This window comes from Cetobacterium sp. ZOR0034, from assembly GCF_000799075.1.
Taxonomy (GTDB): Bacteria; Fusobacteriota; Fusobacteriia; order Fusobacteriales; family Fusobacteriaceae; genus Cetobacterium_A.
This window is the reverse complement of record NZ_JTLI01000063.1, coordinates 1-12,049: the sequence shown is the minus strand read 5'-3', so window position 1 is coordinate 12,049 and position 12,049 is coordinate 1. Positions and strand designations below refer to the sequence as shown.

Genomic DNA, 12,049 nt, shown 5'->3' with positions numbered 1-12,049 from the left:
TATAGGGTTGCAGGGTTAGCTGTAGAGTCCAAAATTAACAGTGCTCCAATTACAATTGGACAGAAATTTTTAAATTACTAATGATTTTTATTGAAAATAAGGAGAATATAATGAAAGTGAATATAATAATTTTAGATAAAAATAAATATGAAATAGCTAAAACAAGTATAAAAAATCAAAATTTTAAGGTTGTTCATGGAAATTTACTTGAACAAAAAGGTGTCTTAGTCACAGCAGGAAACAGTTTTGGTTTTATGGACGGTGGACTTGATTTAGAGTTTATTAAAAAATATGGATGGAGCCTACAAAGTCAAATACAATTTCAAATAAAAAACAGACCATTAAAAGAGCTTCTCATTGGAGAAAATTTGATGCTTAAATTAGCAGATGGTAACACTTTGATTTATGTCCCTACTATGAGAGTTCCATCAATACTTGGTCCAGAAAATATAAACGTATATTTATCTTTTAAAGGAATTATGGCAGAGTGTATAAAAAATAATATTAAAGAAATAAATGTTCCTCTTTTTGGTGAAGGAGTAGGAAGAGTTCCGATTGATATTATCATTAGACAAATGGAGCAAGGATATATTGATTTTATAGAATCTAAATATCCTGTAAACTGGTGGACATCTTCTATTGAACATCAACTTTTATACAAAGAAAAAAAAGATATTGTAGACTTACAATACTAAAAAGGCAGGATGAAAAATGATTGTTTATATAATAGGGTTATTTATGAGTTTTTTAGCAGGATATTACATTAGATTTAAACAAGAAATAGAAAACGAATGTATAGATTGTTCTTATAAAAATAGATGTAGATACTGCATTTATGAATAAAAATTTTCAAAAGATTAAAGGAGGCTATAGATGAAAGAATTTTTAATAACTAACCAGGGAATATTAATTCCATTAGGAACTTTACTTGTTGGATATTTCATACCTAATGATACTTTATATAATATAGGATTCAAAACAAGAAAAAGAATACCAAAAGATTTAAGAAAACTTATTTCTGATAAGATATCATATTTAGCTAAAGGGATTTACGAAGCCGATTATAGAGGAGATAAAAATTTGATTGATAATAATACTGTTAAAAAGATTATAGATAAAACTGAGATTGATTTGGGTTTAGAGCAAAAATAAGCTGGAAGTGGGGAAACATGAAAATAGATCCATTTAATTATAAAATTAAAATGATAGAGTTAAAAGTATTTAGAAAAGCAAATTCAATAAAGGAGTTGTTTAAAATTTAATGGGGAATATAGAATACATAAAATTAGGATTAACAATAGTAACATCATTAGCTAGCGTTTTAGGATTTTATCATAAATTTATTATGAGTCAGATAGATAAAAAAGTAGATCAAAAAATATATGATAGCGAAGTCTCAAACATGAAACAACAAACAAAATATAATTATATTAATTTAGAAAATAGGATTGTTTTAGTTTCAGATGATGTAAAAGTAATTAAGGAATATCTTCTAAATAATAGAAAATAAATCAAATGGGTGCATTTCGGGTGCAGTCATAAAAAAAACACCTTGAAAACCATTGGTAATCAAGGTGTTTTGTATTTTAAATTATTATTCCCACTCAATCAAGTAATTCTTTTCATCCTTTTCAAACCCTTTATTTTTAAGGGGTTTTATTTCAAAAATATATTAATTTTTTCAAGAGAAAATCATAAATAGTACGGCATATGGTACGGAAAAAAGCAATTTCTTCAATAAAAATTTTATTGAGGAGGAGAAATGATAAATTTAACAGAAGAACAAAAACAAATATTAGGAATTAAAGATGAAAGAGTTGACTTTTATTTTAAAGTTGAAAATGCGGTTATAGATAATCCAGATGTATTTTCAAATATATATGAGAGTCATCTTTTTGTCGTGCTATCAAGATATTGTAATAATGGAGGTGTAGCCTTTCCATCTTACAGCACATTAGCAAAATTATGTTATTGTTCTAAAAGTACAGTTATTAGATGTATAAAATCTTTAGAAGAAAAAAAGTTAATAAATAAAGTTGTAAGAACTAAAAAGATCAACGATAAAAAAGTTAATGATACAAATGTATATACTGTTAATAATTTGAAAAAATATATTGTTGAAGATAACTTTGAAGAGACGAAAAAAGATAAAGAGGTAGTGTCAGAGAAATACCAGGGTGGTGTCACAGATAGACTAGGGGTAGTATCTCAGGTACACCAGGGTAGTGTCTGTGGTACACCCAAAAAAGAACTACTTATAAAGAACAATATTAAAAAGAATACTACTACTAAGAAAGGAAATAATGAAGAAAAAATTAGTAGTAGATATGAATTTTTAGATTTAGAAAATTTTTCTAAAATAAATAATATAACTAAAAAAAATATTAGAAAAAATATTCTAAATTTAACAGAGGAAAAAGCAAAAGAAATTTATAAACTAACTGAAGAATTTTTAGCAAAAGGAAAAGGTAAAAGTTTTGATGCAATTTTTTATAATGGGCTTTTAGGAGAATGGAATTTTGAATCAAATAAAACAGCTTTAAAGAGCGAAATTAGAGAAATTGAATTATCAGAAGATAAAATCAAATGGTTAAACTATTTTTCGGGGATATTAGGTAATAAAGAGTTATATAGCGATATAAAAAACATTATTAAAAGTATTCCATTAGAAACTTTAAAAGTGAATAAAAATAAATTATCGAGAATGACAATATTTGAATTTAAGCAACATTTATATTTATTGAAAAATTGTTAAAGAAAAAAGAAGCACTATTAAAAAAATTATAAGCTTTATGATTAGATATTTTAAAATTTTTGAATAGAATATCTCAATTTTAATATGTTTTTTTAATAGTGGCAAGTTACGCATTTTAGCCGTCTTCGTCTGTCTAAAATACTAACTTGCAAGGGAGAAATCTCCCTTTGAACCCTCTTGATTTATAATTTAAACTCACTATGTAAACGTAACTTTAAATTATAAATAAAATAAAAAATGGAGATGATTTATAAAATATGAAAACTGAAAAAAAGTATAAATTAACTGTTAGATTAAATGAAGAAGATTATAGAAAATTAAAATGTCAAAGTGATAATTTAGAAAAAAATAAAACTGAAACAATAAGGGAGCTTATAAGAAAAGGGATATACACAGATATAAAAGAGTTTAATTTAAATTTAAAGGAGCTATTGCTAATAAAAAGAAGTATTGCAAATAGCTTAAATCAAATATCTAAAAAGTTAAACAATAGTTCTTTAGAAGAGTTTAAAAAAATAGAAAAGGATTTAGATAAATTATGGCAATCATTAAATCAGTAGCTAAAGCTAGTAAGTCAAAAACTGGAGTTAAAGCAGTGCTAGATTATGTTGCTAAAAAAGCAGAGTTTACTTATGGAATAAATTGCTCAGAAGATTATAAATTAGCAAATAAAGAGTTTCAAGAAACAAAAGAATTTTATAATAAGTTAGAGGGAAGACAATATAAACATATTGTTCAAAGTTTTAAAGAGGGAGAAGTGGATAAAGAACAAGCTTTAAAAATAGGTATAGAGTTTTGTAAAAAAGCTTTTCCAAAATATGAAGTTTTTATAGCAACACATACAGATAGAAATCATATTCATAATCATATAATTTTAAATTCTGTAAGTTTAGAAACAGGGGGAAAATATCATGAGAAAAATTCTGATTTAAGAAGATTGAAAGAATTAAATAATAATATCTGTAAAGAGAATGGACTTAAAATTCCTGAAAAATCTAAAGAAAAAGGAAAGGTTGTTATTTGGAATCGAAGTAGTTATATGGCGGTAAAAAAAGGAGTTTTAAAAGAAAAAGAAAGTGATAGTCTAAAATTAGTGAATACAATTTTAAAAGTTGCAAGTCAGAGTAATGATAGAACTCAATTTATAGATTTAATGAAAAAACAAAATTACAGTGTAGAGTGGAGCAATGAGAAAAAACATGTTGTATTTACAGTTGGAAAAGATATATTAAATGGAACAAAAGATAAATTTAGGTTAGAAACATTACATAAAAACTTTAATCATATTGCACTATCAAAGGAGGGGCTAGAGAATGAATTTTCTAGAACAAGATCAAGAGAAAATAGAACCAATATTTCAAGAGGAGAAAGAGCAACAGATACTGGAATTAAAATTAAATATAAAGACACTTCAGAATTTATTAGAGAATTTGAAAAAGGAAGATATAGAAAAGGAAACTCTGATACAAGTTCAAAAGAAATCTATAGAGAAATTGAGTTTATTAATAATGGAAGCCCAAGAAGAGATACTGAAGACATCCAAATCACTTCCATTGCTGATAGAAGAGCTAAAGAAAGAAAACAAAGAGAATATATTAAAGAGCAAGAAAGAGTTAGAGGAAGAAAATCAAAAACTCGTGGCTTCGGTATTGGTGACTAAAAAAGAATTAGATAACATTAAAACTAAAGGAGAAGCAAATTTAGTTGAGTTTATAAAAGATTCAAATATTGTAAAAGTGGAATTTGTAGATTCAATAAAAAAATATTTTATAAAATCATTTGTTTTCAATGTGATAATTATTAGCTTGTTTTTATTAGGAACATATAAATTTTATTATAAAGAAACTAAAGAAAATATCGAAATAGTTAGAGATATTATAAGAGAAGATGAAAAATATTGGTGGGATAAAGAAAATAATGTTTTATATAGATATCAAAATAATCCAAATATTAAAAATAAAAAATGAAAATAGAATTAAATTAAGAAGAAATATATGATATAATATATTATCAAATAGGAAGGAGTTGATGAGTATGGCGACATCATCATTTACTAGAAAGATAATAGTAACAGGGAAAGAAGCAACTGATATGATTATAGATGCTATTACTTCTGATACTGATATAAAAAAAGATAGACATAAAACAGAAGAATTTATAGCTATAAACCGTAAAAGGGGGAGAGCATCATTAGAAAAGTTTGCGTCTCACTACAAGAAATTGAAGAAATAGTTCCGAAAGAATTAGTAGAAGAAATTATAGATAAATTTGTGTGTTTAAATGATAAGGATATTGAATTTTTTTTAAAGAAAAAAGCTCAACTATTTCAGCATAAAAACAAAGCTAGAACTTATTTTATAATGGATGAAAAAAAATTAGATAATGGAGAAATAGATATTTTAGGTTATTTTGCATTATCAACAAAAGTTCTTCACTTACCAGAAGAACTATCTAATAATCAAAGAAAAAAAATAGATGGTTTATATAACAGTGTTTCAGAAATCTCTACATTTTTGATAGGACAGATAGCAAAAAATGATTGTAATAAAGATAAAATTTCTGGAAAAGAACTTATAGATTATGCTTGTAGTTATATAGAGGAGGCTTCTGAGGTTGTTGGAGGGCGTATTATTTTAGTGGAATTAAAAAATAATTCTAAATTAATAAAGTTTTATGAAGAAAATCAATTTTATATACTTCCTAATAAAACGGAAAACGAAGAAAAACTATTGCAAATGGTGAAAATAATATAATGAATCAAAATTATGGAGTGTCTTGTGACACTCTTTTTATTTTTAAGAAATTCAAAGCTCTAAAATTGATTTTAAGGGTATTCAAAATAATTTTTGGTATCTTTTGTAAAGGGAGAATAAAAAAGCTTTAAAATTAAGGTTTAAATAGATTTAAAAGAAAAATCTAAAAAATTGAAAAGAGACGGCTAAAAATGATATAATTAAAACCTAATATAGGAAAAATAATCATAAAATGTGTAAATATTAAAATTTTAGAATCTTAATAAAGAAAAATAATTCTAAAATTAAATAATAAATTAAGAGGAGTAAATAAAGTGGATAATTTAATTAGATTAACTCACAAAGAACAAAAAGAAGCTGCTAAATTATTTGCAGAGACTTGGAAAAGTAAAGGATATGAAAAAGGAGAATGTCAACCGTTCTGGTTAAGTCTATTAAGAGATGTATTGGGAGTAAAATACCCAGAGCAATATATCACATTTGAAAGCAAAGTTAAATTAGATAATACTAGTTTCATAGATGGTTATATTTCTGATACTCATGTATTAATTGAACAAAAAAGCTTAGGGAAAAATTTACGACAACCAATAAAGCAATCAGATGGAACAAAATTGAGTCCATTTCAGCAAGCAAAAAGATATTCAAGTGAAATGCCATATTCAGAACGTCCTCGTTGGATAGTAATATCTAATTTTGAAGAATTTCATATTTATGACATGGAAAAACCAAGAGGCGAGCCGGAAGTAATTTTTTTGAAAGATTTACCAAAGGAATATTATAGACTTCAATTCTTAATAAATAGTGAAAGTGAACATATAAAAAAGGAGATGGAAATTTCATTAAAAGCAGGAGAGATAGTAGGAGAATTTTATGAAGAGTTATTAAATCAATATAAGGATAAAACAAGTGAAAGAGCACTGAAAAGCTTAAATATGCTATGTGTTAGACTAGTTTTTTGTTTATACGCTGAGGACGCAGGAATATTTGGTGCTCATGGAAAATTTCATGATTATTTAAAACAGTATGAAGCAAAAGATATTAGAGGGGCTATTAAAGAACTATTTAAAATTCTTAATACTAAAGAAGAGGAAAGGGATCCTTATTTGGATGAAATGTTGCTGTCATTTCCATATGTTAATGGAGGTTTATTTGCAGATGAGCAAATTGAAATACCTAATTTTACAGATAGATTAAGAAGTTTAATTTTAAAAAATGCAAGTGAAGATTTTGATTGGAGTGAAATAAGCCCTACAATATTTGGAGCAGTGTTTGAAAGTACTCTTAACCCTGAAACTAGACGTTCTGGTGGAATGCATTATACTTCAATCCAAAATATTCATAAGGTTATTGATCCTTTATTTTTAAATGAATTAAAAGAAGAATTTTCAAATATAAAATTGATTCCTGTAGAAAAAACAAGGATAAAAAAGCTTACAGAATTTCAAGAAAAATTGAGCTCTTTAAATTTTTTAGATCCTGCTTGTGGTTCAGGAAATTTTTTAACTCAAACATATATTGAAATTAGAAAATTAGAGAATGAAGTTTTAAAAGCTATTTCTGGAAAGCAAATGTTTTTAGATACTGGAAGTATTATTAAAGTAAAAATAAATCAATTTCATGGAATTGAAATTAATGATTTTGCTGTAACTGTTGCTAAAACAGCTTTATGGATAGCTGAATCACAAATGATGAAAAAAACAGAAGAAATAATGGCTATAAATTTAGATTTTCTTCCTTTGAAATCATATCCACATATAGTAGAGGGGAATGCTCTTCAAATAGATTGGGAAGAAGTAATTCCTAAAGGAAAATTAAGTTATATCATGGGAAATCCACCATTTATTGGGAAAAAAGAGCAAACTAAAGAACAAAAAGCTGAGCTAATAGTTTTATTTGAAAAAAAAATAAAAGGGATTGGAAATTTAGACTATGTCGTTGGTTGGTATAAAAAAGCTGTTGAATATATGCAAAAAACTCAAATTGCTGGAGCTTTTGTTTCGACTAATAGTATTGTTCAGGGAGAACAAGTACCCATATTATGGAAAGAATTATTAAAATTAGGTGTAATTATAAATTTTGCATATCAACCATTTAAATGGGAAAGTGAAATTAAAAATAAAGCAGCAGTTCACTGTGTGATTATTGGGTTTAGTTGTATAAATAAAAAAGAAAAATTTTTATTTGCAAATGATTCTCAAGTTAAAAAAGTAGAAAATATTAATCCATATCTGTTAGATGCAGAGATAGTAATAATTGAAAACAGAAATTATCATATTCAGAATAAACCAAGTATGATATATGGAAATATGCCAATTGATGACGGAAATTTAATATTATCTAAAGAAGAAGTAGAAGAATTATTAAAAGAAAATCCTAAAAATGAAATATTTATAAAAAAATATATGGGTGGAAATGAATTAATAAATAATAAAAAGAGATGGTGTCTGTGGTTAAAAGATGCAAACCCAAAATTACTAAGGGAGTCTAAACTTATAAGTGAACGTATTATGAAAACAAAAATATTTAGAGAGAACAGTAACAGACCTCAAACTAAAGCTCTTGCGGATACTCCATATTTATTTGGTGAAATTCGTCAACCAAATACACAAATGTTAGTGTTTCCTAAGGTATCATCTGAAAACAGAAAATATATCCCATTAGATTTTGTTACCCCTGAAATAATTGTAAATGGTAGTGCATTAATAATTCCCAATGTGGGATTATATGAATTTGGAGTTATGATATCTAATGTACATATGGCTTGGATGAGAATAGTATGTGGCAGAATGAAGAGTGATTATCAATATTCTGGTTCAGTTGTTTATAATAATTTTATTTGGTGCAATCCAACAGATAAACAAAAAGAAAAAATAGAGCTAACAGCTCAGGGTATTTTAGATGCAAGAAATCTTTATCCAGAGAGTTCTCTTGCAGATCTTTATGATGAATTAACAATGCCACCAGAGCTGCGTAAAGCACATCAACAAAATGACAAAGCTGTTATGGAAGCGTATGGGTTTCCTGTAAAAAGTGGTTTTACAGAATCAATGTGTGTAGGCAAATTAATGGAAATGTATAAAGAGAAAATAGAAGAATTAGAAAAATAAAAGCTCTCGCATCCATATTTTTGTCGTTCAACATCAAAATATTTTTTTAATAAAATTAAGATTAATAGTTTTAAGTAGTTAATCCAAATAAAGATAGTGAAACTATAAATGATTCAAACTTATAGTATGAAGAACACAATAACCCTAAGTAAATTTTAAATTTTATTATTTAGTATAATTACTTTTTCTTTAAAAATAAATGAATTAATTAAACAATTACCTAAAATTGAGTTTTGAAATATTAAAATAACAGAACTTATTTTAAAACATAAATTATATATATGAAGGAGTTTTCAGTGAATAAATTATATATAGATTTTTTAGCAAAAGAATTAATAAGTAATAAGCTAATTATTTTTGTTGGAGCTGGAGCCTCAATAGATAGTAAACTTCCGACTTGGAATGATTTGATAAAAAACTTTTCAAAAGAATTGGGCTCAGTTAAAGAAAAACTTGATTATGATGAGCTTTTAGATATTCCAGAAGAATATTATAAAAAATTTGGAAAAGTTCCATACTATAGAATTTTAGAAGATATCTTTAAAAAAGAGTTTCAACCGAATCCGATTCATAAAGCATTAGAAAAATTAGAGGTTAATTATGTAATAACTACAAATTTTGATACTTTAATTGAAGATGCATTAAACGAAAATTATGATTATGATATTGTAAAAAAAGATGAAGACTTGGCACATACTTCTAGCTCAAAAATGATTATAAAGATGCATGGAGATTTAGATAATAAAAATATTATTTTGAAAAAATCGGACTTTAAAAATTATGAAGAAAAATTCCCTTTAGTTTCTACTTTTATAAAAGGATTATTTACAACTAATACAATTCTATTTATTGGTTATTCTTTAAGTGATCCAAATGTTCAATATATAATTTCTTGGATAAAAAAAATATTAAAGGAAGATTTTAGGAAAGTTTATTTAGTTGATTATGAAGGATTTGGTAAAAAAGAAAATGAAGATGAAGAGATAATAAATAAAATTATTTTACCTGATTTAAAGAAAAAAGAATATTCAGGAATGAATGAAGAAGAATTATTAAATAATAAAGGGAAATTATTAACTGATTTTTTAGAAGATTTAGCAAAACAGAAAGAGGAAAAATTAATAGAAGAAAATTATTTGATTTATTCTAAATTAGATTATTTAACAGAGATTAATTTTAAAGAATTAATAAAAAATATTGATATTAATTTTTCTTTTGGAAATGATAGGATATTAGATGAAAAGAGCATTGAGGAGAATTTTAGAAATGAGCTAGATTTATCGGAAATAAAAAAATATTTAGATGTTTTAGTAAAATCAGATGTAAAATTAGTAAAAAATGAATCAGTTAGTTTGATACTAGATAATAATAAAAATTTAGATATAATTTTAGAGAAACAAGAAAAATTAAATGAAATTTTAGAATATATATTAGAATTTGATAAAGAAAAATTTAAAAAAGCTGTATCAGAAAATGAAAAAATAAGTGCTGAAAATTTAGTTGTTAGTGGATGTATATTTTTTGAAGAGTATAATTTGGCAAGAGAAATATTAACAAAAAAACTAAAAGAATATCAATTGTATAATAATAAAGAAAAAATTTTATGGACATATTTTCTTTTGAATATAATACAAAGGTTAGATTTAAGAACTCATTTTTCTTCGGAAGAAGAGATTAATTTAAAAAAGATATATAATAAATATTTTAAAAGAAAAACAACTCTTTATGAAGAAATAATTAATTGGGAAACCTTAGAAAAGAATTCTAAACAACTGAATAAATATATAGAGAAAGTTAGAGAAGATAAGAATACTTATTTTTACAGAGAAGCATCTTTAATAACAGAAAGCCAACTTTTGATAAGAGATATTTATAAATTTATTTTTATGAATGGAATTTCTACTAATTTTTCTGAAATAAAAGATATGACAAAAAAATATATTGAAATCCTTTTGATTGCTTATAAAAATGATTCACAAAAAATAGACAAAAAGAGATGGAAAATTTTAAGTTTAGACAATTTTAATTATTATGATTATTTTTTTATGATTGAACTTTCAAATAGTGTTTTAAAAAAATTATTTGCTGAATACAATATAATGTATTTAAATTGTGAAAATATAACTTTAAATAAGCTTCTAAATGCTTTGAAAAATTTGATAGGTATATTAGATGAAAAACAAGTTCATTTCAATAAGTTTATGGAACGATTAGGAAATATACTATTTTTAATTTATAAGCATAACTTAAAAGAAGAAGATTTTGAGAAAGTGCTAAGCATTTTAATAAATAGCAATAAGTTTGAAATATTTTATATGGATGAATTTAGGTATCGTGATTTACAGGATTGTTTTTTAGGAATTTTAGATCAAAATAATGAGTATTTATCTGAAGAGTGTTTGAATAATATGATTAATAAAATAATAGAAAGTAAAACTAAAACAAATAATAAAGTAATAGGAATGATGACTTATTATTATTCAACTATTATTTCTAAAAAAATGGAAATAACAGAAAAATTAAAAGAATACTTTTCTATAAATGATAGGTCAGTTGAAATTTATTTTTTAAGATTATTTGAATCAAATGTTAAAGAAAAAGAAATTTACAAAATAATGAATGAACTGAAAAAAGATTTTGATTTACAATTATATATAGAATTGTTAAGGTTTAGTTATATAGATTATGATTTAAACTTAGAAAATCATGTTATCACTCATTTAGATAATATTTTTTGTAAAAAATGTATAGAAAATTCGAAATACGCATCTATACTCTATGAATTTTATTCTTTACTAGAAAATAATAAAGTTTCGCCAGAGTTAAAATTAAAATTAAAAAATTATAATAATGAAAACTTTAGATACTACTTAAAAGAGAGTAAATCAGAAAATGAATGGGAATATTTTTTAGATACCAAACATTTTGATTATAGTAAATTTACAATAAGTGATTTAAATTCATTTACAGAATATGGAATACAAAAAATAATTCAAAGAGGAAAGGAAAATAAAGCGTTCATGAAGTTGATTTATGAATATTTAAAAGCTAATGCAAATAATCATATTCTAAAAGCATATTTAAAAGAGGTTTTTAAAGAAAATGTAGAATAATTTTTAAGAAGGAAATATTATAAAAATAAAAAATTTAATTGAAAAGACATTATGTAATATAGTGTCTTTTTTTTTATTTTTTACAAAAAAATTGATTTTTTGCAAAAAACAAGGTATAATAGTAAAAAAACATAGATAAATTTTAAAAAAGGAGTGCGGTGTATGTATATACTTAATTTGATAGAAAATAGTTTTAATTGTGAAAGATTGAAAAAAATGAGAATAAAGAGAAATTTATCCCTCACTGTTTTTTGCAAGGCCAAATTCCCTGTTTTTGAAAAGCAAAGCTACAGGGAATTTTCTTCCTATCCTAATCCTGAT

Annotated in this window: 12 protein-coding genes; all 12 read left to right on the top strand. The window is 24.5% G+C overall.

Annotated features, from left to right (window positions below):
- The first annotated feature begins 110 nt into the window (after window positions 1–110).
- The 12 genes from L992_RS10875 to L992_RS10825 all read left to right on the top strand — a co-directional run bounded on the left by L992_RS10875 (window position 111) and on the right by L992_RS10825 (window position 11,728).
- Window positions 111–695, top strand: a complete 585-nt coding sequence (locus tag L992_RS10875; RefSeq protein WP_047396254.1) for a macro domain-containing protein — start codon at window positions 111–113, stop codon at window positions 693–695.
- Between the two features lie 16 nt (window positions 696–711).
- Window positions 712–843 carry a hypothetical protein gene (locus L992_RS13850; protein ID WP_255360719.1) on the top strand — a complete coding sequence of 44 codons (132 nt, stop codon included), beginning with the start codon at window positions 712–714 and terminating at the stop codon, window positions 841–843.
- A 30-nt stretch (window positions 844–873) separates the two neighbouring features.
- Complete coding sequence (locus tag L992_RS10870; protein WP_047396252.1) at window positions 874–1,152, top strand: hypothetical protein; 279 nt, start codon at window positions 874–876, stop codon at window positions 1,150–1,152.
- A gap of 109 nt (window positions 1,153–1,261) precedes the next feature.
- Complete coding sequence (locus L992_RS10865; protein WP_047380920.1) at window positions 1,262–1,510, top strand: hypothetical protein; 249 nt, start codon at window positions 1,262–1,264, stop codon at window positions 1,508–1,510.
- A 252-nt stretch (window positions 1,511–1,762) separates the two neighbouring features.
- Window positions 1,763–2,755: a helix-turn-helix domain-containing protein gene (locus L992_RS13195; RefSeq protein ID WP_052193981.1), complete on the top strand. Its 993-nt coding sequence runs from the start codon at window positions 1,763–1,765 to the stop codon at window positions 2,753–2,755.
- A gap of 257 nt (window positions 2,756–3,012) precedes the next feature.
- Entirely contained in the window at window positions 3,013–3,315 is a 303-nt protein-coding gene (locus L992_RS10855; RefSeq protein WP_047396249.1) for a hypothetical protein, read from the top strand.
- Entirely contained in the window at window positions 3,294–4,415 is a 1,122-nt protein-coding gene (locus L992_RS10850) for a relaxase/mobilization nuclease domain-containing protein (RefSeq protein WP_047396246.1), read from the top strand. The genes L992_RS10855 and L992_RS10850 overlap by 22 nt, the downstream gene beginning before the upstream one ends.
- Window positions 4,408–4,722, top strand: a complete 315-nt coding sequence (locus tag L992_RS10845) for a hypothetical protein (RefSeq protein WP_047396243.1) — start codon at window positions 4,408–4,410, stop codon at window positions 4,720–4,722. The genes L992_RS10850 and L992_RS10845 overlap by 8 nt, the downstream gene beginning before the upstream one ends.
- A 67-nt stretch (window positions 4,723–4,789) precedes the next feature.
- Window positions 4,790–4,987 (top strand): hypothetical protein, encoded by a 198-nt coding sequence (locus L992_RS10840; protein ID WP_047396241.1) that lies wholly within the window; start codon window positions 4,790–4,792, stop codon window positions 4,985–4,987.
- Window positions 4,988–5,115: 128 nt separating this feature from the next.
- Window positions 5,116–5,508: a hypothetical protein gene (locus tag L992_RS10835; protein ID WP_047396259.1), complete on the top strand. Its 393-nt coding sequence runs from the start codon at window positions 5,116–5,118 to the stop codon at window positions 5,506–5,508.
- A 314-nt stretch (window positions 5,509–5,822) separates the two neighbouring features.
- Entirely contained in the window at window positions 5,823–8,615 is a 2,793-nt protein-coding gene (locus L992_RS10830) for a DNA methyltransferase (RefSeq protein ID WP_197053423.1), read from the top strand.
- Between the two features lie 296 nt (window positions 8,616–8,911).
- Entirely contained in the window at window positions 8,912–11,728 is a 2,817-nt protein-coding gene (locus L992_RS10825; RefSeq protein WP_047396238.1) for an SIR2 family protein, read from the top strand.
- The last annotated feature ends 321 nt before the right edge of the window (window positions 11,729–12,049 follow it).